Source organism: Nocardioides sp. JQ2195 (assembly GCF_012272695.1).
Taxonomy (GTDB): Bacteria; Actinomycetota; Actinomycetes; order Propionibacteriales; family Nocardioidaceae; genus Nocardioides.
Window position 1 is genome coordinate 1,321,842 of sequence record NZ_CP050902.1, and the last position, 25,191, is coordinate 1,347,032.

At 69.3% G+C, this 25,191-nt stretch carries 24 protein-coding genes; 18 read left to right on the forward strand and 6 right to left on the reverse strand.

Annotation, left to right across the window (positions count from 1 at the left end; genetic code table 11):
• Positions 1-48: 48 nt before the first annotated feature.
• From ncot_RS06360 to ncot_RS06385, 6 genes are all read left to right on the forward strand, one after another.
• Complete coding sequence (locus ncot_RS06360; RefSeq protein ID WP_168616850.1) at positions 49-2,226, forward strand: MMPL family transporter; 2,178 nt, start codon at positions 49-51, stop codon at positions 2,224-2,226.
• Between the two features lie 94 nt (positions 2,227-2,320).
• Entirely contained in the window at positions 2,321-4,435 is a 2,115-nt protein-coding gene (locus ncot_RS06365; RefSeq protein WP_168616851.1) for an MMPL family transporter, read from the forward strand.
• Between the two features lie 78 nt (positions 4,436-4,513).
• Positions 4,514-5,218 carry a hypothetical protein gene (locus tag ncot_RS06370; RefSeq protein ID WP_168616852.1) on the forward strand — a complete coding sequence of 235 codons (705 nt, stop codon included), beginning with the start codon at positions 4,514-4,516 and terminating at the stop codon, positions 5,216-5,218.
• A gap of 130 nt (positions 5,219-5,348) precedes the next feature.
• The gene (gene rpsO, locus ncot_RS06375; RefSeq protein WP_168616853.1) at positions 5,349-5,624 is read left to right on the forward strand and encodes a 30S ribosomal protein S15; all 276 of its coding nucleotides are present in this window, start codon (positions 5,349-5,351) and stop codon (positions 5,622-5,624) included.
• Between the two features lie 317 nt (positions 5,625-5,941).
• Positions 5,942-8,209 (forward strand): polyribonucleotide nucleotidyltransferase, encoded by a 2,268-nt coding sequence (locus ncot_RS06380; RefSeq protein WP_240938099.1) that lies wholly within the window; start codon positions 5,942-5,944, stop codon positions 8,207-8,209.
• Positions 8,210-8,211: 2 nt separating this feature from the next.
• Positions 8,212-9,573 (forward strand): pitrilysin family protein, encoded by a 1,362-nt coding sequence (locus tag ncot_RS06385; protein ID WP_168616854.1) that lies wholly within the window; start codon positions 8,212-8,214, stop codon positions 9,571-9,573.
• Between the two features lie 220 nt (positions 9,574-9,793).
• On the opposite strand, the gene ncot_RS06390 is transcribed toward ncot_RS06385, so the two are convergent.
• Positions 9,794-10,309 (reverse strand): class I SAM-dependent methyltransferase, encoded by a 516-nt coding sequence (locus ncot_RS06390; protein ID WP_168616855.1) that lies wholly within the window; start codon positions 10,307-10,309, stop codon positions 9,794-9,796.
• A gap of 89 nt (positions 10,310-10,398) precedes the next feature.
• Here ncot_RS06390 and dapB point away from each other — a divergent pair, with 89 nt between their 5' ends.
• On the forward strand, positions 10,399-11,148 hold the full coding sequence (gene dapB / locus ncot_RS06395) for a 4-hydroxy-tetrahydrodipicolinate reductase (RefSeq protein ID WP_168619197.1): 750 nt from the start codon (positions 10,399-10,401) through the stop codon (positions 11,146-11,148).
• A gap of 247 nt (positions 11,149-11,395) precedes the next feature.
• Complete coding sequence (locus ncot_RS06400; RefSeq protein ID WP_206065177.1) at positions 11,396-13,000, forward strand: M4 family metallopeptidase; 1,605 nt, start codon at positions 11,396-11,398, stop codon at positions 12,998-13,000.
• Positions 13,001-13,163: 163 nt separating this feature from the next.
• Here ncot_RS06400 and ncot_RS06405 read toward each other — a convergent pair whose 3' ends face one another.
• Positions 13,164-13,709 carry a GNAT family N-acetyltransferase gene (locus tag ncot_RS06405; RefSeq protein WP_168616857.1) on the reverse strand — a complete coding sequence of 182 codons (546 nt, stop codon included), beginning with the start codon at positions 13,707-13,709 and terminating at the stop codon, positions 13,164-13,166.
• A gap of 106 nt (positions 13,710-13,815) precedes the next feature.
• On the opposite strand from ncot_RS06405, the gene paaA reads away from it, so the two are divergent.
• From paaA to paaE, 5 genes are read left to right on the forward strand one after another with little or no spacing between them, the layout of a single operon-like run.
• Positions 13,816-14,850, forward strand: a complete 1,035-nt coding sequence (gene paaA, locus ncot_RS06410) for a 1,2-phenylacetyl-CoA epoxidase subunit PaaA (protein ID WP_240938100.1) — start codon at positions 13,816-13,818, stop codon at positions 14,848-14,850.
• Complete coding sequence (gene paaB / locus ncot_RS06415; protein ID WP_168616859.1) at positions 14,847-15,128, forward strand: 1,2-phenylacetyl-CoA epoxidase subunit PaaB; 282 nt, start codon at positions 14,847-14,849, stop codon at positions 15,126-15,128. Before paaA ends, paaB begins: the two co-directional genes overlap by 4 nt.
• On the forward strand, positions 15,125-15,886 hold the full coding sequence (paaC, locus tag ncot_RS06420) for a 1,2-phenylacetyl-CoA epoxidase subunit PaaC (RefSeq protein ID WP_168616860.1): 762 nt from the start codon (positions 15,125-15,127) through the stop codon (positions 15,884-15,886). The genes paaB and paaC overlap by 4 nt, the downstream gene beginning before the upstream one ends.
• Positions 15,883-16,365 carry a 1,2-phenylacetyl-CoA epoxidase subunit PaaD gene (gene paaD, locus ncot_RS06425; RefSeq protein ID WP_277345792.1) on the forward strand — a complete coding sequence of 161 codons (483 nt, stop codon included), beginning with the start codon at positions 15,883-15,885 and terminating at the stop codon, positions 16,363-16,365. The genes paaC and paaD overlap by 4 nt, the downstream gene beginning before the upstream one ends.
• The gene (gene paaE, locus ncot_RS06430) at positions 16,366-17,433 is read left to right on the forward strand and encodes a 1,2-phenylacetyl-CoA epoxidase subunit PaaE (RefSeq protein WP_168616861.1); all 1,068 of its coding nucleotides are present in this window, start codon (positions 16,366-16,368) and stop codon (positions 17,431-17,433) included.
• Positions 17,434-17,564: 131 nt separating this feature from the next.
• Here the strand turns inward: paaE and ncot_RS06435 are convergent, their stop codons facing one another.
• Together ncot_RS06435 and ncot_RS06440 are read right to left on the reverse strand one after the other, a co-directional pair.
• Positions 17,565-18,419 (reverse strand): hypothetical protein, encoded by an 855-nt coding sequence (locus ncot_RS06435; protein ID WP_168616862.1) that lies wholly within the window; start codon positions 18,417-18,419, stop codon positions 17,565-17,567.
• 36 nt (positions 18,420-18,455) lie between these two features.
• A complete protein-coding gene (locus ncot_RS06440) occupies positions 18,456-19,046 on the reverse strand; it encodes a DUF3043 domain-containing protein (protein ID WP_168616863.1) in 591 nt (196 codons plus the stop codon).
• Between the two features lie 161 nt (positions 19,047-19,207).
• On the opposite strand from ncot_RS06440, the gene ncot_RS06445 reads away from it, so the two are divergent.
• The 4 genes from ncot_RS06445 to ncot_RS06460 are packed head-to-tail and all read left to right on the forward strand — an operon-like array spanning position 19,208 to position 21,833.
• Positions 19,208-19,996, forward strand: a complete 789-nt coding sequence (locus tag ncot_RS06445; protein WP_168616864.1) for a PspA/IM30 family protein — start codon at positions 19,208-19,210, stop codon at positions 19,994-19,996.
• Positions 19,993-20,271 (forward strand): hypothetical protein, encoded by a 279-nt coding sequence (locus ncot_RS06450; protein ID WP_168616865.1) that lies wholly within the window; start codon positions 19,993-19,995, stop codon positions 20,269-20,271. Before ncot_RS06445 ends, ncot_RS06450 begins: the two co-directional genes overlap by 4 nt.
• Before the next feature lie 10 nt (positions 20,272-20,281).
• Positions 20,282-21,226, forward strand: a complete 945-nt coding sequence (gene htpX / locus ncot_RS06455) for a zinc metalloprotease HtpX (RefSeq protein ID WP_168616866.1) — start codon at positions 20,282-20,284, stop codon at positions 21,224-21,226.
• Between the two features lies 1 nt (position 21,227).
• Positions 21,228-21,833, forward strand: a complete 606-nt coding sequence (locus ncot_RS06460) for a hypothetical protein (protein ID WP_168616867.1) — start codon at positions 21,228-21,230, stop codon at positions 21,831-21,833.
• 21 nt (positions 21,834-21,854) lie between these two features.
• Here the strand turns inward: ncot_RS06460 and nadA are convergent, their stop codons facing one another.
• Positions 21,855-23,027: a quinolinate synthase NadA gene (nadA, locus tag ncot_RS06465; protein ID WP_168616868.1), complete on the reverse strand. Its 1,173-nt coding sequence runs from the start codon at positions 23,025-23,027 to the stop codon at positions 21,855-21,857.
• A 29-nt stretch (positions 23,028-23,056) separates the two neighbouring features.
• Complete coding sequence (locus ncot_RS06470) at positions 23,057-23,944, reverse strand: GNAT family N-acetyltransferase (protein ID WP_168616869.1); 888 nt, start codon at positions 23,942-23,944, stop codon at positions 23,057-23,059.
• Positions 23,945-24,072: 128 nt separating this feature from the next.
• Here ncot_RS06470 and ncot_RS06475 point away from each other — a divergent pair, with 128 nt between their 5' ends.
• The gene (locus ncot_RS06475; protein ID WP_168616870.1) at positions 24,073-25,158 is read left to right on the forward strand and encodes a glycerate kinase; all 1,086 of its coding nucleotides are present in this window, start codon (positions 24,073-24,075) and stop codon (positions 25,156-25,158) included.
• Positions 25,159-25,191: the final 33 nt, after the last annotated feature.

Consider the following 25,191-nt stretch of genomic DNA (forward strand, 5'->3'; position numbering starts at 1 on the left):
GGCGAGGCTGATGGACATCACCCGTCACATCACCCGAGGAGCACGGTCATGGCCGTCCACAGCCCCCTTGCCGCAGTCCCGTTGCGCGCCGCACGATGGAGCGCCACCCATCCCTGGCAGGCGATCCTCGCCTGGGTCGGCCTCGTCACCGTCTCGGTCGGCCTGGCCATGGCCGTGCCGACCGTCGAGGCCGACGGCTCCGACTACTACATGGGGGAGTCGGGTCGGGCCGCCCAGATGATCGACGACGCCGGTCTGGACCGGCCCGACAGCGAGATCGTGCTGATCACTGCTGACGGTGACCTCGACGCGGCCGAGGCCGAGTCCGCGGCGGATCGCATCGGCGAACGGATGCGCGAGGTCGCCGGCGTCGACCGGGTCGCGCAGCCGCAGTGGAGCGAGGACCGGTCGGCCCTGCTGGTCTCCGTGCAGCTGGCGCGCGACCACGGGGACGACGTGAGCGACCTGCTGCAGGTCACCCGCGACGTGGCCGAGGCCCACCCCGACCTCACCATCGGCCAGGCCGGCGACAGCTCGATCGACACCGCGATCAACGACCAGGTCGCCGACGACCTGGCCGGGGCCGAGGCGACCAGCGTGCCGATCACGCTGATCCTGATGCTGGTCGCCTTCGGGGCTCTCATCGCCGCAGGCATCCCGGTGCTGCTGGCAGCGACCAGTGTCGCCGCGACGATGGGCCTGACCGCGCCGCTCTCGCACGTGATCCACGCCGAGACCACCGTGAGCAGCATGATCGTGCTGATCGGGATGGCGGTCGGTGTCGACTACTCACTCTTCTACCTCAAGCGCGAGCGCGAGGAACGTGCTCGCGGGCGCAGCACCCTCGACGCCGTCGAGATCGCCGCAGAGACCTCGGGGCACTCCATCATCGTCTCCGGCTTCGCCGTGATCGCCTCGATGACGGGCCTGTTCGTCGTGGGTGGCGCGACCTTCAACTCGCTGGCGGCCAGCTCGATCCTGGTCGTCGGCATCGCCGTCCTCGGCTCGATCACCGTGCTGCCCGCCCTGCTGGTGACGTTCGGCCGCTGGGTCGACCGCCCCCGAGTGCCGCTGCTGTGGCGGATGAACCGGCGCATCGGTGCTGGTGGCATCAGCAACCGCGTGCTGGCTCCCGTCGTACGACGCCCCGTCGCCGCGCTGGTCGTCTCCGTGCTGGCAGTCGGTGCACTCGCCGTCCCCGCCCTGGGCATGAAGCTGCGCTCAAGCAGCCTGGAGACCTTGCCCACCCAGATCGACGAGGTGCTGACCTTCACCGCGGTCTCGGAGAAGTTCCCGGGCGAGGGGCCCGTCGCCGAGGTCGTCGTCAGGGGCGGAGGAGAGTCCGCCCGGGCAGCGCTCGACGTGGTCCGCGCCCAAGCCCTGGCCACCGGCCGGTTCGTGCCGTCCAGCGGCGAGGCGGTCCGCACCTCCGCCGACGGTGCGACGTCCGTGCTCTCGTTGGCGATGCCCTACGACGAGGCCGACGACAAGGTGGACCGGGCGCTGGAGACGCTGCGCGACGACGTGCTCCCGGGCGCGCTGGACGACACCGGCGCGACCTACGCCGTCGGCGGTGACGCGGCGACGTCGTACGACATGGTCCACCACCTCAACACGTTCCTGCCGCTGGTGATCGGCTTCATCCTGCTGCTCACCATGCTGATGATGGGCTTCGCCTTCCGCAGCGTGCCGATCGCGCTGGTCTCGACGACCCTGAACCTTGTGTCGGTGGGAGTGGCATTCGGCCTGATCACGCTGGTCTTCCAGCACGGGTGGGGCTCGGGCCCGCTCGACTTCACCACCCCCGGCTACGTCATCGACTGGATCCCGATGTTCGTGCTGGTGGTGCTGGTCGGGCTCTCGATGGACTATCACGTGTTCGTGCTGAGCCGGGTCCGCGAGCACGTCCGTGCCGGACTCCCCGCACGCCTGGCGGTGCAGAAGGGCATCGGCGACACCGCCGGTGTGGTCACCAGCGCGGCCGCGGTGATGGTCTCGGTGTTCGCGATCTTCGCGACCCTGAGCATGATGGAGATGAAGATGATGGGCGTCGGCCTGTCGGCCGCGATCTTCATCGACGCCACCGTGATCCGACTCGTGATGCTGCCCGCGATCCTCGTGCTGCTGGGGGAGCGGGCCTGGTGGCCGCAGCGTCCTGAGGCGCCCACCGGTGAATTCGTGCGGGAGGACGAGTCAACCCTTGCGTACGCCGGCCCCCGCTCGTGATTGGGCACAGCCCGGGGCCCGCGCACGAACCCTGGGGGACGACCAGGGGAAAAACCTGATGCGCGATCGCAGGAACCGGAGAAGGGTGGGTGCCATGCACCGTCAGATTGCCGGCAAGCTGACCGGCCCCGTGACCAAGTGGCTCGTCGTGTTCGTCTGGTTGGGCCTGGCCGTGGTGGCCTCCGGCTTCGCCCAGAAGCTCACCGACGTGCAGAACAACGAGGCAGTGTCGTGGTTGCCCGGGGACGCCGAGTCGACCCGCGCCCTGGACAAGCTCGCCACGTTCCAGGACCCGGACGAGATCCCGACGACCGTGGTCTACCAACGCGACGGCGGGCTGACCGGGACGGACCACGAGGACATCGCGGCCCAGGCCGAGGAGATCGGCAGGCTCGACGGGGTGACGGGCAAGGTGGCGGACCCGTTCTCGACACCGACCGGTGTGTCGGAGGACGGCGAGGTGGCGCAGACCCTGGTCACCTTCGGCTTCGGCAAGGACGGCTGGAACGAGATGCCCGGCGTCGTGGACAGGATCCGGGAGATCGCACCGGGTGGCGACGGGCTCCAGGTCCACGTGGCCGGCGGCGGTGGACAGGCGGCCGACGCCGCCGAGTCCTTCGAGGGCCTCGACTCGACCTTGCTGTTCTCCGCGGCCGGGGTGGTGATCGTCATCCTGCTGCTGACCTACCGCAGCCCCGTGCTCTGGCTGCTTCCGGTGATCTCGGCCGGAGTGGCGTTGTTCGTCGCGCAGGCGGTGATCTACTTCGCGGCCGACTACGGCAACCTGACCGTGAACGGGCAGAGCCAGGGGATCCTGACCGTGCTCGTCTTCGGCGCCGGCACCGACTACGCCCTGCTCCTGGTCGCGCGCTACCGGGAGGAGCTCCGTCGTCACGAGGACCGGCACGAGGCGATGGCCTTCGCCCTGCACCGGGCAGCGCCGGCGATCGTGGCCAGTGCCGCGACGGTGGTCCTGGGCATGCTGTGCCTGCTCTTCGCCGACATGAACTCCACCGCCGGGCTGGGCCCGGTGGCCGCGATCGGCATCGGTGTCGGCCTGCTGGTGATGATCACGCTGCTGCCCGCCCTGCTGGTGGTCACCGGACGCTGGATCTTCTGGCCCCGACGTCCGGGGTTCGGCACGACCGAGCCCACCGCAACCGGCTTCTGGGCCCGTCTCGGCAGGCGGATCTCGGTCTCGCCGCGCAAGGTGTGGATCGGCACCTCCGTGGTGCTCGCGATCGCCTGCCTGGGCCTCTTCAAGCTGGACGCGGACGGGCTCACCACCGAGGAGCAGTACACCAAGGAGTTCGACTCGATCGTCGGCCAGCAGGTGCTCACCGAGCACGACATGGCCGACACGTCCTCGCCACTGATGGTCGCCACGAACACACCGCAGGCCAAGCAGGTGGCCGACGCCCTGGCCGGCGTCGACGGCCTCGGCCCGTCGTACACCTCGCCCGACAGCGGCGGGACGACGCTGGTCAGCGCTCCGCTGGCCACGGACGCGACGTCGCGGGACTCGTTCGCCACGGTGGAGCGCGCGCGTGACGCCGTGCGTGGCATCGACGGCGCCGACGCCCTGGTCGGCGGCAGCAGCGCGATCCTGCTCGACATGGACCACGCCAACAACCACGACAACCAGGTGATCATCCCGCTGGTCCTGCTCGTCGTGCTGGTCGTCCTGATGGTGCTGTTGCGCGCAGTCGTCGCACCCCTGCTGCTGATGCTGACGGTGGTGCTCTCCTTCGCAGCGGCTCTCGGCCTGAGTGCCCTGCTGTTCCACTACGTCTTCGGCTTCGCCGGTGCCGACGCCTCCCTGCCGCTCTTCGTCTTCGTGTTCCTGGTGGCCCTGGGCATCGACTACAACATCTTCCTGATGACTCGGGTCCGTGAGGAGACCGCGACCCTCGGCACCCGGCGCGGGTCGTTGGTGGCGCTGTCGGCGACCGGGGGTGTGATCACCTCGGCCGGGTTGGTGCTGGCCGCGACGTTCCTGGTGATGAGCACGATGCCGCTGGTCATGTTCGTCGAGATCGGTGTGGCGGTCGCGTTGGGCGTCATGCTCGACACGTTGGTGGTGCGCTCGGTGCTGGTCACCGCGCTGAACCTCGACCTCGGCCCGAAGATCTGGTGGCCGAGCAGCCTCGACCGCGGACCTGCCGACCGGAAGGCCGAGCCGGAGCCGGACCTGGCAACGGTTCGCTGACGCTGGTTCGTCGACGCCAGCGTCCCGGTCGCGCTCGCCTGTCGAGGCCGGGACCCGATCGGTGGCAGGGTGTGCGCCATGAAGAATCCTGCAGAGCTGCCCCGGCCCGGCATCGGTCGAGCCTTCGTCCCTGCCCTGGTGACCACGGTGCTCGGCGTGGTGGCCGTCATCGGCGGAACGCTCTTCGCCGAGGCCAGCCTCAAGGAAGACTTCCGCGGCGACTTCAACGGTGCGTGGAACCTCCTGTTCGTCGACGCGATGGACCCGTTCGGCTTCACCGGACTCGTCCTCGACACGGACCGCGGCTTCGACCCGTCCTTCAGCAACTCGCTCGGCCACTTCGCCATCGGCCTGCTGGTGATGGCCGTGGTGGTCTTCCTGTTCACGCTCCTGGTCCTGGGCTCGGTCGTCCCGGGTCGCTCGGTGTTGGCGACCTGGACCGGTGCCTGGTTCGCCCTGGTGGTGGGGGCGGCCCTCGGCGGCCTGGCCGTCGAGGTGGCCCGCGTTCTCAGTGACGATGCCCAGGGCTCGGGCTACGGCCTGTGGATGGGCGCTCGACAGTGGTTCAGCAACGGTGCCTACTGGGGCCTGGTGTTCGGGTGGTTGATCGGCGCGATCGTGATGATCTTCTGGGTGGCCCGGGGGAGCGGCCGTGCCAAGGTCACACCCACCGGTCCGGGGACGGGCGCGCCGGCCGGGAGTCCGACCCCGGGGCCTGACAGCGACGGACCGGGCCCGGACGCGGCCCAGTCGGGCGATTCGTCCTATCCGCCGCCCCGCTGATAATCTTGTCCGGTTGCCCGGAGTGGGCAACACCTGCCGTCATATCGGCCGCGGAACCAGAGTGCCCGGGTGAACAGGCCCCGGCGCGCCGCGCAACGAACAGCCCCCACGGGCCGGAAGGAGTCCTCGTATGTCGATTGGTACCGACGCGGAGACCAAGAAGAAGATCGCCGCCGAGTATGGCAAGTCCGAGGCCGACACCGGCTCTCCCGAGGTCCAGATCGCGCTGCTCAGCCACCGCATCTCGCACCTCACCGAGCACCTCAAGCAGCACAAGCACGACCACCACAGCCGTCGTGGTCTGCTCCTGCTCGTCGGCCGTCGCCGTCGCCTGCTGAACTACCTGCAGAAGACCGAGATCGACCGCTACCGGTCGATCGTCGAGCGCCTCGGCCTCCGCCGCTGACCATCGGAGCGGTCACCCCACGCGGGTGGCCGCTCCTGCAGCATTTGCCCGCGATGGCCGCTAGGGTCATGCTGGTTGCACCACAACTGAATACGTTGAAACACATCACCAGGAGCGACCCGCACCACGTCCGGCCCGGTCCTCGGTAGTGGCCTTCAGGATCTCGCACACGGCGAGATCTGCGGGCCTCGATCGAAGACCGGCCCGTCTCACGCGAGACAGGCGGGAAGCACTTCGAGGCCCCGCCCACGCGTGAGTCATGGCTCAGCAGAGGCGGACGCGCGGAACGCTCCGCGAACAGAAAAGGGATTGAACCCTTGTCAGAAATCAACACTGACGGACCTGTCATCTCCGCCGTCGAGACCGTTCTCGACAACGGCAAGTTCGGCACCCGCACCGTCAAGTTCGAGACCGGGCTGCTGGCCCGGCAGGCCGCCGGTTCGGTGACCGCCTACCTCGACGACGACACGATGCTGCTCTCGGCCACCACGGCCGGAAAGCACCCCAAGGACCACTTCGACTTCTTCCCCCTGACGATCGACGTCGAGGAGCGGATGTACGCCGCCGGCCAGATCCCCGGCTCGTTCTTCCGCAGCGAGGGTCGCCCGGGCGAGGACGCGATCCTCACCTGCCGCCTCATCGACCGGCCGCTGCGCCCGACCTTCAAGAAGGGCCTGCGCAACGAGGTCCAGGTCGTCATCACCGTGATGGCGCTCAACCCGGACGCGCCGTACGACGTGCTGGCGATCAACGCCGCCTCGCTGTCCACCCAGCTCTCCGGCCTGCCGTTCTCCGGCCCGGTCGGTGGCGTTCGCGTCGCCCTCATCGAGGGCCAGTGGGTTGCCTTCCCGTCCCACAGCCAGCTCGAGAACGCGGTCTTCGACATGGTGGTCGCCGGTCGCGTCACCGACTCCGGTGACGTCGCGATCATGATGGTCGAGGCCGAGGCCACCGAGACCGCGTGGACCCTCATCCAGGACGGCGTCCAGGCGCCGACCGAGGAGGTCGTGGCCCAGGGCCTCGACGCCGCGAAGCCGTTCATCAAGCAGCTCTGCCAGGCCCAGGCCGAGCTCGCCAAGGAGGCCGCCAAGCCGGTCCAGGAGTTCCCGATCTTCCTCGACTACGAGGACGACGCCTACGACGCCGTCGAGAAGGCAGTCTCTGCCGAGACCGCCCAGGCGCTGACCATCGCGGGCAAGCAGGAGCGCGAGGAGAAGCTCGACGAGATCAAGGCGTCGCTGCTCGAGAAGCTCGGTGCCGACTTCGAGGGTCGCGAGAAGGAGATCGGCGCGGCGTTCCGCTCGCTGAACAAGCAGCTCGTCCGCGAGCGGGTGCTGCGTGACAAGGTGCGCATCGACGGCCGCGGCCTCGCCGACATCCGTCCGCTGCACTCCGAGGTCGGCGTGATCCCGCGCGTCCACGGCTCGGCGCTGTTCGAGCGCGGCGAGACCCAGATCCTGGGTGTCACCACGCTGAACATGCTGACCCTCGAGCAGAAGCTCGACACGCTCTCCCCGGAGAAGTCGCGTCGCTACATGCACAAGTACGTCTTCCCGCCGTTCTCCACCGGCGAGACCGGTCGCGTCGGTTCGCCGAAGCGCCGTGAGGTCGGCCACGGTGCCCTGGCACGTCGTGCGCTGCTGCCGGTGCTCCCCACGCGCGAGGAGTTCCCCTACGCGATCCGCCAGCTCTCCGAGGCGATGGGCTCCAACGGCTCCACCTCGATGGGCTCGGTCTGCGCCTCGACCCTGTCGCTGCTGCAGGCCGGTGTGCCGCTGCGCGCAGCCGTGGCCGGCATCGCGATGGGCCTCATCTCCGACGAGGTCGACGGTGAGACCCGCTACGTCGCGCTGACCGACATCCTCGGTGCCGAGGACGCCTTCGGTGACATGGACTTCAAGGTCGCCGGAACCCGCGAGTTCGTGACCGCGCTCCAGCTCGACACCAAGCTCGACGGCATCCCCGCCGAGGTGCTCGCCGGTGCGCTGACCCAGGCCCGCGAGGCCCGCCACGCGATCCTCGACGTGATGGCCGAGGCCATCGACGCCCCCGACGAGATGTCGGTGCACGCACCGCGCATCATCAGCGTGCGGGTGCCCGTCGACAAGATCGGTGAGGTCATCGGGCCGAAGGGCAAGGTCATCAACCAGATCCAGGACGACACGGGCGCGAACCTGTCGATCGAGGACGACGGCACGGTCTACATCGGTGCGACCAACGGTGAGGCTGCTGAAGCCGCCCGCGCCATGGTCAACGCGATCGCCAACCCGACCATGCCCGAGGTCGGCGAGCGCTACCTCGGCACCGTCGTCAAGACGACGAACTTCGGTGCGTTCGTCTCGCTGCTCCCGGGCAAGGACGGCCTGCTGCACATCAGCAAGCTCCGTTCGCTGGCCGGCGGCAAGCGCGTCGACGCCGTCGAGGACGTCGTCTCGGTGGGCCAGAAGGTCCAGGTCCAGATCGCCGAGATCGACGACCGCGGCAAGCTCTCGCTGATCCCCGTCGTCGAGGAGGGCGCCTCTGACGAGGAGGCCACCTCGTCCGACGAGGCCGCCGCGTCTGCCGAGGACGGCAGCGAAGGCTGAGCGTGACCACGAGCAACAACCGGGCGGCCGGCCAGCAGACTTCTGCTGGCCGGTCGTCCGTTCCCCAGAAGGTCGGGTCGACGCGCACGCTGCAGACCGTCAAGGACGACGAGGGTCATGTGCTCTCCCGGGTCCGCCGGACGATCCTGCCCGGTGGACTGCGCGTCATCACCGAACAGATGGCCGGCGTCCGCTCCGCCTGCATCGGAGTGTGGGTCGGGGTCGGCTCGCGGGACGAGACCCCCGCCCTGCACGGCGCCTCGCACTTCCTCGAGCACCTGCTCTTCAAGGGCACCCGTGAACGGTCCGCGATGGACATCTCCGTGGAGCTCGACGCGGTCGGTGGGGAGTTCAACGCCTTCACCGCGAAGGAGTACACCTGCTTCCACGCCCGGGTCCTCGACCACGACCTGCCCCTGGCGGTCGACGTGATCGGCGACATGATCACGAACTCGTTGATCACCGGTGACGACGTCGAGGCCGAGCGTGACGTGATCCTCGACGAGATCGCGATGCACGACGACGACCCCGACGACGTGGTGCACAACCTCTTTGCTGCCCAGGCGTACGGCGACACCCCGCTCGGGCGTCCGATCGCCGGCACCGACGCCTCCATCGCATCGCTCACGCGTGCGCAGATCACCCGGTTCTACAAGCACCACTACCGGGCGCCGAACATGGTGGTCGCCGTCGCGGGCAACGTCGACCATGCGTCGGTCGTGCGCGAGGCGCGCACGGCGTTCGGTCGCAACGGCTTCCTGTCGGGCGACGAGCGCCCACGCAGCCCGAAGACCAGCGCGAAGGCGCGCAAGTTCAAGCCCGGCACGATCAGGGCACAACGCGCCCTCGAGCAGGTCAACCTGGTGCTCGGGGTCAACGGCCTGACCCGCAGCGACGAGCGTCGCTTCGCCCTCGGTGTGCTCAACACGGCCCTGGGTGGCGGCACGTCGTCGCGCCTGTTCCAGGAAGTCCGTGAGCACCGTGGGCTGGCGTACTCGGTCTACTCCTTCGCCGGTCACCACGCCGATGCGGGGATGGTCGGGGTCTCGGTGGGATGCCTGCCCGACAAGCTCGACCAGGTGCTCGAGGTGGTCCGTGACGAGGTCCGCAAGGTCGCCGAGGACGGCATCACCCAGGAGGAGCTCGACCGGGGCAAGGGCCAGCTGCGTGGCGGGCTGGTGCTCGGTCTCGAGGACTCCGGGTCACGGATGTCGCGCATCGGCAAGGCCGAGCTGGTGCACGACGAGCTGCTGAGCATCGACGAGGTGCTGGCGCGCATCGATGCGGTGACGCTCGACGACGTACGCGTCCTGGCCGCCGAGCTGTTCGCCCAGCCCGAGGTGCTGGCGATCGTCGGGCCCTGACCGACCTTCGAAGTCGCACCCGCGGGTTCGCGCCTCGCGAACCGGCGGTCCGTCGAAGCGCAGCACGGCGCCCGCGCCGTCCGTCGTGATCGCCACGGGGACGAGGCCCGCCATGGTGCGGCTGGAGCGTTGGTCGAGGGCGAGGACGTGGGAGGGGTTCGTCTTGGCCTCTCGAGGGCGGTGACCCTCTCGGAGGTCGGTTCAGGAAGGAACGCCCTGCTCAGCGCCGGCCGAGCAGCCCGACCACGGCAGGGTTCTTGCTGTCGACCACGCCGACCCGGAAGCCGGCCTGCACGAGGGCGGCCGAGGCCTTCTCGAGCTGCGTGGGCAGCTGCTCGGCCCGGTTGGCGTCATAGAACAACGCGATGGTCCCGCCGGGGGAGAGGCGTTCGTGGAGCAGCGCCAGCTCGTCCTGGCAGTCACGCACCCAGAACAGGTTCACGTTGAACGCGAAGACCTTGTCGAGTCGCTTCACCGGCACACGCAGCGTGGCGAGGTCGATGTGGCGCACCGCGAGCCTGCCGGCGGTCAGGTACTCCGCGCACCGCCGCTTGGTGCGGTCCACGCCCGACTCGGATCGGTCGATCGCCAGCAGCTTCCCCGTCTGGAGTCGGCTGCAGATCAACTCTGCTGCCTCCCCTTGACCGCAACCAATCTCGAGCACTTGGTCGGCGGGTTGAACGTCGAGGATGTCGACCGCCCAACGGATGCGAGCGGGGATCGTCTGCAGTGCCATGGCCCCAAGCATCCCACTACTGTGTTCGTTCGTCAGTCACCCTCCCCTCGGGTGTCGTCCCGTCGCGTAGGTTTGCCCCTGTGACGGACATGAAATTGAAGGTGGGCGTGCTCGGCGCGCGAGGCAAGGTCGGGGCAGAGATCTGCCGGGCAGTCGAGGCTGCCGACGACACCGAGCTCGTGGCGGCGATCGATGCCGATGACGACATCAACGCCCTGGTCGAGGCCGGCGCGCAGGCCGTCGTCGACTTCACCCACCCCGACGTGGTGATGGACAACCTCGAGTTCTGCATCGACCACGGGATCCACGCCGTGGTGGGCACCACCGGCTTCGACGAGGAGCGCCTCGCCCAGCTGGAGGCATGGCTGCAGGCCTCGCCCGAGACCGGCGTCCTCATCGCCCCCAACTTCTCCATCGGCGCGATCCTGATGATGCGCTTCGCCGCCGCCGCTGCGCCGTTCTACGACTCGGTCGAGGTCGTCGAGATGCACCATCCCGACAAGGCCGACGCTCCCTCCGGGACCGCCCGGCGTACGGCGGAGCTCATCGCCGCAGCGCGCCGCGAGGCCGGCTCGGGGCCGATGCCCGACGCGACCTCCACCGAGCTCGACGGGGCGCGCGGCGCCGACGTCGACGGCGTACGCGTGCACGGGCTGAGGATCCGCGGCATGGTCGCCCACCAGGAGGTGCTGCTCGGCGGGCCGGGGGAGACCCTCACGATCCGTCACGACTCGATGGATCGCGCCTCCTTCAGCCCGGGTGTGCTGACCGGGCTGCGCGCGATTGCCTCCCGTCCCGGCCTGACGGTCGGGCTCGAGGAGTTCCTCGACCTCGACTGACGTCCGGGCCCTTCGTTGCGGGCCGGCTCGGTCCGACCGACATGCAGTTGTGCCCGGTTCCGGCGCTGTTCCCGCTCAGGGCGAGCGACGAGGGCCGCAACTGCATGTCGAACCGACCGCGGGTGCAACTGCACAATCTCGCGCTGCAAGAAGTTGCAGTGGTCCAGACCTTTCGGGTTACCCCCGAGTAGTGAAAGGGTGGCCGGCGGGGAGGGAGACCCCGATGCAGTACGGAAGGCTCAACTTCATGCGAATCACTCCGGCATGGGCTGCTCTCGGCGCGGCCACCCTCGTCACCGGCTTGGCGATGACCGCTCCGGCGCAGGCGCAGACCCCGCAGGCAGCTGCCAAGCACACCTCAGATGACGCCGTAGCGGCGTTGCAGTCCCACCCAGCCGCTGCTCGCGCGACGGAGGGGCAGAAGTTCAAGGTCACCCAGACCGTGGTCGATGCTGACGGCTCCCGTCACGTCCGGATGGATCGCACCTACCGCGGACTCGAGGTCGTCGGTGGCGACCTGGTGGCCCACCAGGACGCCTCCGGAGACCTCGAGGGCGTGAGTCAGACGCTGCCCAGGGCGTTGTCGCTCAACACCCACGCGACCGTCGGCGCGGCGCACGCGGAGAAGCGCGCACTGGCCTCCGAGGCAGCCCGGTCGATCCGCGACGCCGAGACCAAGGGCGCCCCCGCGCTGGTGGTCGACGCCACCACGAGGACGCCCCACCTGGCGTGGCGCGTGATGAGCGCCGGGCGCCAGGCCGACGGCACGCCCAGCCGCCTCGCGACGTACGTCGACGCCCGCAGCGGCAAGGTGCTGCGCAGCGAGCAGCAGATCATCAACGTCGAGGGCGAGGGGCGGACCCTCTACAGCGGTAGCGTCTCGATTCCGGTGACCCAGTCGGGCTCCACCTACACGCTCACCGACCCGGTGCACGGCAACGGTGTCACGACCGACATGGGCAACAGGTCCGACTCGTTCCTGTGCACGCTGCTCGGCATGGGATGCACGAACGGCACCACGATCACCAGCACGGACAACGTCTTCGGCAACGGCAGCAACAACGACCGCCAGTCGGCTGCCGCCGACGCGGTCTACGGTGCCGCCGAGACGTGGGACTACTTCGAGAGCGTGCACGGACGCGACGGCATCTTCGGTGACGGCTCGAGCGCGCCGAGCCGGGTCCACTACGGCAACGACTACGTCAACGCCTTCTGGGACGGCGAGAAGATGACCTACGGCGACGGCGACGGTGTCGACTTCGGCCCGCTGGTCTCCCTCGACGTCTCGGGCCACGAGATGTCCCACGGCGTCACCGAGCACACCGCCGGACTGACCTACTCCGGGGAGTCGGGTGGGCTGAACGAGGCCACCTCCGACATCTTCGGCACGATGGTCGAGTTCCATGCGGCCAACTCCAACGACCCCGGTGACTACTTCATCGGTGAGGAGTTCGACCTGGCGAACCACGCAGGCTTCCGCCGGATGGATGACCCCGCCAAGGACGGTGCCTCGCAGTCCTGCTGGTCCACCAGCACCAAGAACGTCGACGTGCACTACTCCTCGGGAGTCGGCAACCACTTCTTCTACCTGTTGGCCGAGGGATCGGGCGCCAAGACGATCGGTGGCAAGGCGCACAGCTCGCCGACGTGCAACGGTTCCACGATCACCGGCATCGGCCGTGACGCCGCCGCGAAGATCTGGTTCCGCGCGCTCGACGTCTACATGACCTCGAGCACCAACTACGCCCAGGCCCGGACCGCCACGCTGAACGCCGCCAAGGACCTGTACGGCGCGGGTAGCACGCAGTACGCCACCGTGGCCGCAGCGTGGAGTGCCGTCTCCGTCAACTGATCCGCCCAGGTCGGGGAGAACGTCCAGGCCGATGCAGGAGCTTCCCGGTCGAGATCTCGGCCGGGAAGCTCCCATTTCGCCGGGTGCCCGGGTGCCCGGGTGCCCGGTATCCCGCCTGCCTGGTTGTCCGGGGACACGAGGAGACTGGAGTGGCGGGGTGAGCTCAGAGGGCGGTGTGCAGCCGGACCTGCTTGACGGTCACGGTGCCGTCGCCCCGCAGGTCGAGCTCGCGGTGTGCGCCGTCGGGAGCCCAGCCGGCGCTCTCGAGGAACGTTCGCCACGCATCGGCGTCGGAGTTCACCCAGATCGTCGCGCGGGTGAACCTGTCGGCGCGCAGGGTGTCGGCGCAGGCCTGGAGCAGTCGCGAGCCATGGCCCTTGCCGAGCTCGTCGGGGTCGATCGAGAACTCCGCGATGTCACCGTCGGCAACCCGGTCACCGTCAGGATCCTGGCTGGGCGTGGTGGTCGCGAAGCCGGTGATGCGATTGCGCTCGAGGGCGACCAGCACCCGGTTGCGGGCGTCCTCGGGGCGGGCCAGCGACTCGTGCCACACGCGGGCCACCTCGTCGTACGTGAGGGCGGCCAGCACCTCGGCCGGCAGCAGGTCGGCGTACGACGATCGCCAGGCGCGCACCTGCACGCCGGCGATGCCAGGCGCGTCGTCGGACCAGGCGACCCGGACGGAGACATCGGCGGTGGGGGAGTCCATGGCCCCATCGTCGCAGGCGGCCTCGCACGAGGTCTGTCGAGGTCCGGACCGAACTTGTTACAGCCCGCCGTCAGAAATGCGTGAGTTCGTAACATCCGCTGTTACCGTGGTCACTGTGTACGGCAACGACTTCACCACCCCCGAGCAGCAGCCGAGCGAGCCGCAGCGGATCGGGCAGCAGCCGACCGGGCCCGCGCCGGGCGGCGACGAGCCCGCCGCCTTCCGCGCCCTCCTCGCCGGCGACGACCGCGTCGAGCCGCGCGACGAGATGCCGGAGGGCTATCGAAGGACGCTGGTCCGCCAGATCGCCCAGCACGCCCACTCCGAGATCATGGGCATGCAGCCCGAGGGCAACTGGATCAGCCGCGCCCCCAGTCTGCGCCGCAAGGCGATCCTGATGGCCAAGGTGCAGGACGAGGCGGGTCACGGGCTCTACCTTTATGCCGCCGCGGAGACGCTGGGCGTCGATCGTGCCGACCTCCTCGACCAGCTGCACAGCGGTCGCCAGAAGTACTCCTCGATCTTCAACTACCCCACGCTCACCTGGGCCGACGTCGGCGCGATCGGCTGGCTCGTCGACGGCGCCGCGATCGTCAACCAGGTGCCGCTGTGCCGCTGCTCCTACGGTCCCTACGCCCGCGCGATGGTGCGCGTGTGCAAGGAGGAGTCGTTCCACCAGCGGCAAGGCTTCGAGATCCTGCACACGCTGTCCCACGGCAGCGACGCACAGAAGTCGATGGCGCAGGACGCGGTGAACCGCTACTGGTGGCCGAGCCTGATGATGTTCGGCCCGCCGGACGACGATTCCCCGAACTCGGCGCAGTCGATGGCGTGGGGCATCAAGCGCTTCTCCAACGACGACCTGCGCCAGCGGTTCATCGACATGACCGTGCCCCAGGCCGAGGCGCTGGGCCTCAGCCTCCCCGACGACGCGATCGCCTGGAACGAGGAGCGCGGCCACTACGACTTCACCCCGGTCGACTTCACCGAGCTCTTCGAGGTGATCCGCGGCAACGGCCCCTGCAACGAGCAACGGCTCTCGCACCGGGTGCGGGCCCACGAGGACGGCGCCTGGGTGCGTGAGGCCGCAGCGGCGTACGCCGCCAAGCATGCCGCGCCTGCGAAGGAGTCGGTGGCATGAGTCCCGAGCCCCTCTGGGAGGTCTTCATCCGCTCCCGACGTGGTCTGTCCCACGTGCACGTCGGATCCCTGCATGCCGCCGATGCGGAGATGGCGTTGCGCAATGCCCGCGACCTCTACACCCGGCGTCGGGAAGGGGTCTCGATCTGGGTGGTCCCGGCCGCCGCCATCGAGGCCAGCAGCCCCGACGAGAAGGACTCGTTCTTCGACCCTGCCGTCGACAAGGTCTATCGGCACCCCACGTTCTACGACGTGCCCGAGGGGGTCGAGCACCTGTGAGCGTCTCGGTGGAGAAGTACGCGTTGGCCCTGGCCGACGATGCGCTGATCTCCTCCCAACGCCTGGGCTGGTGGATCAGCCGCGCTCCACAGCTCGAGGAGGACGTGGCGATGGCCAACATCGGCCTCGACCAGCTCGGTCAGGCGCGAGCGCTGCTGAGCCTCGTCGGTGAGTCGACCGGCCGCAGCGAGGACGACCTGGCCTACCTGCGCGACGAGCGCGAGTTCCGCAACGTCTGCCTCGTGGAGCGCGAGCAGGGTGACTTCGCGGTGGCGATGGCGCGCCTGCTGATCTTCTCGGCGTGGCAGCACGAGCTCTACGCCGCGCTCTCGGCCAGCACGCACCCCACACTGGCGGCGATCTCGGACAAGGCGGTCAAGGAGACGGCCTACCACCTCGACCACGCCACCCACTGGGTGCTGCGACTGGGTGACGGGACCGACGAGTCCCATCGCCGGATGCAGGCCGCCCTCGACGCCGAGTGGCCGTGGCGCGAGGAGCTCTTCGACAACACGTTCCTGGATCAACCACTGAATGATGCAGCACTCACGGTCGACGGCATGGTCGTCGATCCCGCACCACTGCGAGAACCGGTCGAACAGCGACTCGGCGCTGTCCTCGACCGGGCCACGCTGACCGTGCCCGAGCCCCGGGCCGTGTTCAGCAAGGGACGAGATGGGAGACACACCGAAGTGATGGGTTACCTGCTGGCCGAGATGCAACACCTGCACCGCTCACACCCGGGGGTCACGTGGTGAGCGCCACCATGGCCCGCACCCGGGCCTGGAGCATCGCCGCGACCGTTCCCGACCCCGAGCTGCCCGTGGTCACGATTGCCGACCTCGGCATCCTGCGTGACGTCACCGAGCACGACCAGGGCTCGGTGCACGTGCGGATCACGCCCACCTACTCAGGGTGCCCGGCGATGGAGACCATCCGCGAAGACATCGTCACAGCGCTCTCCGAGGCCGGCTACCGCCACGTGTGCGTGGAGTTCGTGCTGGCCCCTGCCTGGACCACCGACTGGATGACCGACGAGGGCCGCCGCAAGCTCGCGGCGTACGGCATCGCGCCGCCCGGTCCGCGCCAGTCGGTCGAGCTGACCCTGTCCGTCAAGTGCCCGCAGTGCGGCAGTCCGCGCACCCGAGAGCTCAGCCGATTCGGATCCACGTCGTGCAAGGCCCTCTGGGTGTGCACCGATTGTCGTGAACCCTTCGACCACTTCAAGGCCATCTGAATGACACGGCACGCCGCATTCCATCCCCTCAAGGTCTCCACGATCGAACCTCTGACCGACGATGCGGTGGCGCTGACCTTCGAGGTGCCTGACGACCTGCGCGAGGCCTACACCTGGCGCCCGGGGCAACACCTGACCATCAACTGCGACGACGGTGTGCGCCGCAGCTACTCGATCGCGACCTCGCCGACCAGTGGCGTGATGAAGGTCGGGGTCAAGCGCATCCCGGGTGGCGCGTTCTCCGGAGCCGTGCTCGAGCGGCTGCGTCCCGGAGACAGCCTCGACGTGATGACGCCGGCGGGCCGCTTCAGCCCGGACGGGGGCCCCGACCACCCACGCACCTACGCCGCCATCGCCGCCGGGTCGGGGATCACCCCGGTGCTCTCGATCGTGACCTCGCTGCTCGAGTCCGAGCCGGAGGCGCAGGTGACGCTGGTCTACGCCAACCGCAACAGCGGCTCGGTGATGTTCCTCGACGAGGTGCACGACCTGAAGGACCGATTCCTCACCCGGTTCCGGGTCGTGCACGTGCTCTCCCGTGAGGAGCAGGAGGTCGAGATGTTCTCCGGGCGCCTCGACGTCGACCGGATGCAGCGCATCATCGACGCCTCCCTGCCGGTCGCAGGGGTCGACGAGTGGTTCCTGTGCGGCCCGCTGGAGATGGTCACCTCGTTGCGGGACGAGCTCGTCGGTGCGGGCGCAAGGTCCGTCCACACGGAGCTGTTCCATGCCGACACCAGGCCCAGGCCACGCAGCACCCACGACGCCAGCGACGCCTCTGCTGCCGGCTCGGCGAGGGTGACGGTACGCCTCGACGGGCGCAGCTCCACGTTCACCTTGGCCCGCGGCGGCGTCCCGGTGCTGGAGGCCGCCCTCGCGGTTCGCTCCGACGCGCCGTTCGCCTGCCGTGGCGGAGTCTGCGGCACCTGTCGCGCCAAGGTGGTCTCGGGGAGCGTCGAGATGGACACCAACTGGGCGCTGGAGGACGACGAGGTGGCCCGGGGCTACGTCCTGACCTGCCAGTCGCACCCGACCTCCGACGACGTGGTCATCGACTACGACGCGTGAGGTCGTCGCTGGTCGCGTGAGTGGGGATCTTCGGTGGTCGAGTGGCCGCTCGGGACGAGCGGATCCATCGAGACCGTTCCCGGTGCAGGGCAGTCGCCCTGCTCGCCCGGCAACGACTGCCCGTTCGCGCATCAAGAACCGCCCGCTCGCGCATCAAGAACCGCCCGTTCGCGCAGGGCGGCAGTGACCCGGGAGGCCCCGGCCAGCAGCACGGCACCGGCCACCGAGAGCACCATGCCGGCGATGACTGCGGGCCACCAGCCGGGCCGGATGCCGTCGTGCAGCAGGCCCACGCCCACGGCGGCGGGCAGGAACGTCTCGGCGATGATCAGTGCCGCCGTCGACGTGGTCACCTCCACGCCGTCGAGTGAGACCGAGTAGAGCCAGAAGGAGACCACTCCCAGCGCAGGCACGGCCAGGGCGGTGACGACCACCTCGGGCGACCACGTCGCCGTGACCCCGCGTACGGCGACCGCGGACCCGGCATACCCACAGCCCGCGAGGAAGCCGAGCGTCACCATTCGGTGGCCGCGCACGAGGGCCAGGCCGACGCCCAGGCAGACGGCGACCACGGCCCAGGAGAGGACCGGCACGGTCCAGCCGGACGGGTCCCGCCCGGGTGCACCGGCGCCTGCCGCGACCAGGGCGATGCCGACGGTCACCGCGAGCACGGCGATCCAGCCGCGGCCCCCGAGCGGTTCGTGCAGGCGATGGGCCGACCACAGGGCGGTGACCGGCATCGACAGGGAGATCGTGGCTTGGGCCAGGTAGAGCGGCAGGTTCCAGATCGCCACGGCGTGCAGCAGGAAACCGGCGAGGTAGACCGCGACCACGGCCAGCAGGAGGGGACTGGTCAGCGCCATGCGGGCGAAACCCGTGGGCGAGCTGGTCTCGTCCTCGTGGTTGCGGACGGCGAGCGCTTGCCATACCGCAGCGAGGCCGAAGAGGAGCGCCGAGGCGAGCGCCGCCAGCAGTCCGGTCAGCATGGGACCGGACTCACCGGCCGTGCCGACCGTTGCTCATCAGCGGTAGTGCTCCGGGAGGGCCTGGCCGATCTTCACCTGGGGCTTGGGCAGGCGCAGGAAGCGCATGTTGACCGCGCGCATCACGGCGTACATCGTGACGCCCTTGAGCGACTCGTCGGGGAAGCGCTTGCGGACCTGGCTGCGCACCCGGAACCGGAGGAACAGGATGTCGCCGATGACCAGGACCAACGTGATGAACCACAACGAGTTGGCCATGCGGACGGCGCCGGAACCGAAGAGGCCGTAGCCCATCAGCACGATGATCAGCAGCAGTGGTGCGAGCAGCTCGGTGAAGCCGAGGCGGGAGTCGACGTAGTCGCGGATGAAGCGGCGCACGGGCCCCTTGTCGCGTGGCGGCAGGTGGGCCTCGTCGCCCGTCTTCATGGCCTGGCGGACCTTCTGGCTCGACTCCATGCGCAGCTCGCGCTGCCGCCTGGCCTGGGCCTTGCGGTCGTTGGGCATCTTCGCGCGGGCTCGTGCGGCCGCCTCCGCGTCCTTGCGGGACGGCGTGGGGCGGCCCTTGGAACCCGGCCGGTCCTCATGGACGACGGGATCGGGAGTGGAATTCTTCGTGGTGCGACGGAACAACGCGGCGACCTTCGGGCGAGGGTGGACTGTGTGCCCCCAGACTACCGGCACCCGTCTCTCGCCCGTGCTTGCGTTTGGGCCTAGGGTTGGCGGGAGAGAAACACTCCACCACTGTCATGTCGCCACGGCGACCAGCCGACCCAAGAGGGGGGCCGCATCCGATGAGCCTTTGGAAGCGCTTCACGATGATCTTCCGATCCAAGGCCAACAGCGCGCTCGACCGCGCCGAAGACCCGCGCGAGGTGCTCGACTACAGCTACCAGCGCCAGCTCGAGCTCCTCTCCAAGGTACGCCGTGGCGTGGCCGACGTGGCCACCAGCCGCAAGCGCGTCGAGCTCCAGGTCAACCAGCTCGAGCAGCAGCAGGCCAAGCTGCAGACCCAGGCGCAGAAGGCACTCGACATGGGGCGCGAGGACCTCGCGCGTGAGGCGCTGACCCGCAAGTCGGCGCTGACCAGCCAGATCAACGACCTCAAGACCCAGCACGCCAACCTGCAGGGCGAGGAGGAGAAGCTCACCCTCGCCCAGCAGAGGTTGAACGCCAAGATCGAGTCCTTCCGCACCCGCAAGGAGACGATCAAGGCCAACTACACCGCGGCGCAGGCGCAGACCAAGATCAACGAGGCGCTCTCCGGGATCGGCGAGGAGATGGGTGACGTCGGCATGGCGATCCAGCGCGCCGAGGACAAGACCGCCAACATGCAGGCCCGTGCCGGTGCGATCGACGAGCTGATCGCCAGCGGTGCGCTCGAAGACGTGTCGAACCCCGGTGGTCAGGACGACATCGCCCGGGAGCTGGAGTCGATGAGCTCACAGGCCGACGTCGAGGCCGAGCTCGCCGCGCTCAAGGGTGGCGGCAGCAAGCCGGCCATCGACGCTCCCGCGCAGGACGGCGCGATCCTCGACGCCGAGGGCAGCAAGGTCGAGGGCACCAACGGGAGCCAGTCATGATCGTCCGCATCCTCGGCGAGGGCCAGTTCGACGTGGCCGACTCCGCTGTCGACCGGCTCAACGCCCTCGACGCCCAGGTCGAGTCGGCCGTGGACGCCGACGACACCGAAGCCTTCTCGGGCGCCCTGGCCGAGCTGCTCGACGTCGTGCGCTCCGTGGGTGTGCCGCACGACGCGGAGGCCATCGACGTCTCCGACGTGGTGCTGCCCCCTGCCGACGCGACGGTGGCCGAGGTGCGCGAGATGCTCTCCGACGACGGTCTGATCCCCGGCTGAATCGACGATCGTGGCCAACTCTCGATTCATCAAGGACCGTGGTCTCACCGCGCGCATGACGTTGACCATGTTCCTGCTCGGGGCGCTGTTCGTCGTGTTCATGGTCGTGCTCATGGGTGCGGCGCTGCAGAGCGGCAACGGCGGACTCGTCCCGATCATCGGCGTGGTCGGCATCGGCATCGCGTTCTACCAGTGGTGGAGCTCTGACAAGGTCGCGATGCGGGCGATGCGGGCCCGTGAGGTCTCTCCCGAGGATGCCCCCGAGCTGCACGGCATGATCGACCGGCTGTGCGCGATGGCCGACATGCCCAAGCCGCGGGTCGGGGTGGCCGACATGGACATCCCGAACGCGTTCGCCACCGGCCGCTCACCCGACCGGGCCGTGGTCTGCGTGACCACCGGCATCCTGCGCCGGCTCAACGCTGAGGAGCTGGAGGGCGTGCTGGCCCACGAGCTGTCCCACGTGGCGCACCGCGACGTGCTGGTGATGACGGTGGCCTCGTCCGCCGGCATCGTGGCCGGCATGGTCACCCAGTCCGTGCAGTACGGCGGCCTGTCACTGCTCGGCGGTGGGCGCGGCCGGAGCAACAACAACAACGGGGGAGCGCTGCCGTTCTACCTGGTGGCGATCGTGGTCAGCCTGGTCGTCTATGCGGTCAGCTTCATCCTGACCCGGATGCTCTCGCGCTATCGCGAGCTGTGCGCGGACCGGGCCGGGGCCTACCTGACCATGAAGCCCGGGGCGTTGGCCTCGGCACTGCAGAAGATCACCGGTGAGATGGCGGCGATCCCGCAGAAGGACCTGCGTGCCTCCAGCGCGATGAACGCCTTCTTCATCGCCCCCGCGATCAGCGGCGTCTCGATGAAGACCCTGACCTCCACGCACCCGTCCCTCGAACAGCGCCTGCAACAGCTGGCCAGGATCCAGGCCGAGCTCGGCCGCCCGACGGGCTGACATGGGTTTCTTCGACGCACTCCTCGGTCGCAGCAAGGTGACCCGGGCCAACCTCGACGCGCTCTTCATGGTGCCGAGCGCCGCGATCACCTTGCAGACCGCCGCCGGGCTCACCCCGACCGGCAGTGGTTCGGTCTGCTTCCGTGCCGCCACCGGCGCCGCCTTCGCACAGACCCAGACCGACATCGTCGAGTTGCTCAACGACAATCCCGACGCCCCCGACGTCGAGGTCACCCAGGACAGCTTCGGCTTCACCTGGCTGGTCGTGCACCGTGATCCGACGGACACCTCTGGCCTGTGCACCGACCTGCACGCGGTCAACACGACCCTCGAGAGCCAGGGCTTCGCGAGCGGGCTGTTGTGCTCGCTGGTCGCCTTCGCCGACGCCGCGGGGCGCCGCGCCGGGCTGGTCTACCTCTACAAGCAGGGCACGTTCTACCCGTTCGCGCCGGCTGCCGGGAGCAGTGCGGGTGGGGTCGACGGTGCCGGACAGCAACGCCGCGACAACCTGCTGGAGATCCAGATCCGTGGCCAGCTCTCGGCCGAGCTGCCGATGGAGCAGGACCTCTCGCGCTGGCTCGCAGTCTGGGGCGCTCCCGGCCTGTGACGAGCCGAGCCCTCAGTCGCCTCAGTCGCGCGAGCTCTTGCCGGGAAGCTGGAGCATCCGCTGGAGGGCGATGTCGGCAAGCCGTTCGGTCTCGTCGTCGACGTCGATGACGTTGACCTCGTAGCCCTCCACCAGTGACTCCAACGCCCACACCAGGTGGGGCAGGTCGATCCGGTTCATCGTCGAGCAGAAGCACACCGTCCGGTCCAGGAAGGCGATCTTCTTGTCGGGGTGGGCGTCGGCCAAGCGCTTGACGAGGTTCAGCTCGGTGCCGATCGCCCAGCTGGACCCGGCGGGTGCGGCCTCGATGGTCTTGATGATGAACTCGGTGGAGCCCACCAGGTCGGCCTTGATCACCACCTCGTGCTTGCACTCCGGGTGGACCAGGATCTTGATGTCTGGGTCCTTCGCCCGCAGCTCGTCGACCACGTCGGGGCTGAACTTGCCGTGCACCGAGCAGTGGCCCTTCCAGAGGATCATCTTCGCGTCACGCAGCTGCTCGTCGGTCAGGCCGCCCTTGGGCTTGAACGGGTTCCACACGACACAGTCGTCGAGCGAGTAGCCCATCTTCAGCACGGCGGTGTTGCGGCCGAGGTGCTGGTCGGGGAAGAACAGGACCTTGGCGTCCGGCTTCTGGGCGAAGGCCCACTCCAGCGCGACGTCGGCGTTGCTCGACGTGCACACCGCACCGCCGTTCCTGCCGCAGAACGCCTTGATGTCGGCGGTCGAGTTCATGTAGGTGATCGGCACGACCTGGTCCTGGACACCGGCGTCGGCCAGTGTGTCCCAGGCGTCCTCGACCTGCGAGAGGCGGGCCATGTCGGCCATCGAGCAACCCGCGGCCAGGTCGGGCAGGATCACCTTCTGCTTGTCGGAGGTGAGGATGTCGGCCGACTCGGCCATGAAGTGCACGCCGCAGAAGACGATGTACTCGGCCCCCGGGCGGGCCGCGGCGTCGCGGGCCAGCTTGAAGGAGTCGCCGGTGACGTCGGCGAACTGGATGACCTCGTCGCGCTGGTAGTGGTGGCCGAGCACGAACACCTTGTCGCCCAGGGCGGCCTTGGCGGCCTTGGCGCGAGCGACCAGGTCGGGGTCGGAGGCTGCGGGCAGGTCACCGGGGCACTCGACGCCACGCTCGGTGGAGAGGTCCTTGCCCTTGCCCAACGGGAGGAGCGGCAGCTCAACAGTCGTCATGGCCCCATCCTAGGCGGTGACCCGGTGGCTCAGAGCAGCGAGCCGTGGTGCAGGTAGGGCGACGGGGGCAACATGTCGCGCACCATCAGGTAGCCTCGGTGGTGGATCGACAGCCTCGCAGCGAGCCCTACGTCGAGGGCCCAGTGGTTGGCCGAGGTGACGTGGCCCACGTCGAGGAGGGCGTCGGCGGGGGAGGAGGCCAACGCCTCCCACATCAGGTCGACCGCCGTACGACGCGTGGTGGCGGCGAGCAGGAGTGGGGAGCCGTGGTCGTCGACGTAGGCGTAGCCCGAGCCGGAGCTCCGCTCGGTGACGATCAGCCGCAGGTCCGAGAGCAGGAACTCGTGGTCGGGCCCGTGGGCGGCACCGCGCGTCTGCCGGTCGATCGAGTCCATCAGGTCGCGGTCACCGATGGAGCCCTCCCGAACCTTCTCGACGACGGGGATCACCGACCGGTCCAGCTGCCCGTGCAGCACCATCTGGGAGTGCAGCTCGAAACCGGCTGCGCGATAGCGGCGCAGCGCCTTCGGATCGTCCGAGGCGGCAAACATCCCACGCAGGCAGCCTCGTCCGTGGTGCAACGCGGCGGCGAGCAGCTGGACACCGATGCCCTGGCCCTGCAGCCCCGGCCGGACGACGTACGACGACAGGATCCACATCTTCTCCCGGTTGAAGGAGGTGGCGAACCCGACGATCTCCTCCCCCCGGGTGGCCGCCCAGCAACCGCCGGGGTCGGTGTCGATGAGGTGACGGGTGCGCCGGATCCAGCTCGCCGCACGGTCTGCCGGACGCAGCTGCGGATCAGGCCACGACCGCTGGTGGGTGCGCAGGTCGAGCTCGAAGAACCCCTCGGCGGAGAGACGCTCGACCACGGGAACGTCGTCGTGGTGCAGCGGCCGGATCAACACGTCGTTCACGGGTGTCACTATGCCCACTCGGTGTCACCGGGACGTCAACACGTGCCGGGTCGGGGCTCCCTGCGGTCAACACGTGCCGGGTCGGGGCTCCCTGCGGTCAACACGTGCCGGGTCGGCATGATGGAGCCATGCGCGTGCTCATCGCTCCCGACAAGTTCGCCGGCACCCTGACCGCGGTCGAGGCCGCCGAGGCGATGGCCGAGGGCTGGCGCCGACAGGCGCCCGAGGACCAGCTCGACCTGTGTCCGATGGCCGACGGTGGCCCCGGCTTCGTCGACGTCCTGCACAACAGCCTGGGCGGCTCGGTGCTCGCGGCAACGGTCCGGGGACCGTTCGGGGAGCCCACCCCGGCGACGATCCTCCTGTGCGACCACACGGCGTACGTCGAGAGCGCGCACGCCTGTGGGCGACACCTGCTCGGCGACGGCGACCCGGAGGCGGCCAGCACCCACGGGGTGGGGGAGCTGATCGGTCACGCGGTCGACGCCGGTGCCACCGAGATCGTGGTCGGCCTCGGGGGGAGCGGCACCAACGACGGGGGAGCGGGCCTGCTCGCCGCCCTGGGCGCCAACGCGGACGAGCCCCTCGACCAGGGCGTGGCCGGCCTGGTCGGCCTCACCCGGCTCGACCTCTCCGGTGCAGTGGACCGGGTCGCCGGTGTGCGGTTGGTGGCGGCGTCAGACGTGGACAGCCCGCTGACCGGCCTGTTCGGTGCCACTAAGACCTTCGGCCCCCAGAAGGGCATCGCCGAGGAGCGGCTTGCCGTGGTCGACGGCGTGCTGCAGGACTTCGCCGAGGTGGCCGACCGCCGCCTCGCGCTGGCGAAGGGCGCCGGTGCCGCCGGGGGCCTGGGCTATGCCCTGCTCCTGCTCGGGGCCACGCGCACCCCGGGGATCGACCTGGTCGCGCAGGCCGTGGGCCTCCGTTCCCGGGCGGAGCAGGTCGACCTGGTCCTCACCGGTGAAGGCGCCTTCGACTTCTCGAGTCGGTCCGGGAAGGTGCCCTACGGAGTGGCCCAGGTCGCTGCCGAGGCGCTGCGCCCCTGTGTCGCCCTAGCCGGGAAGGTGATGATCGGGTCACGGGAGATGCGCGTGCTGGGCGTCGAGTCGGCGTACGCGATGGCCGAGCTGGTCGGTGAGGAGCGGTCGTACGCCGACCCTGCCGGTGCGCTGTCCGAGCTGGCCGAGCGGGTGGCGCGCAGCTGGTCACACTGAGGAACGCACGCTCGGACCGGGCCGAGTGCGGCG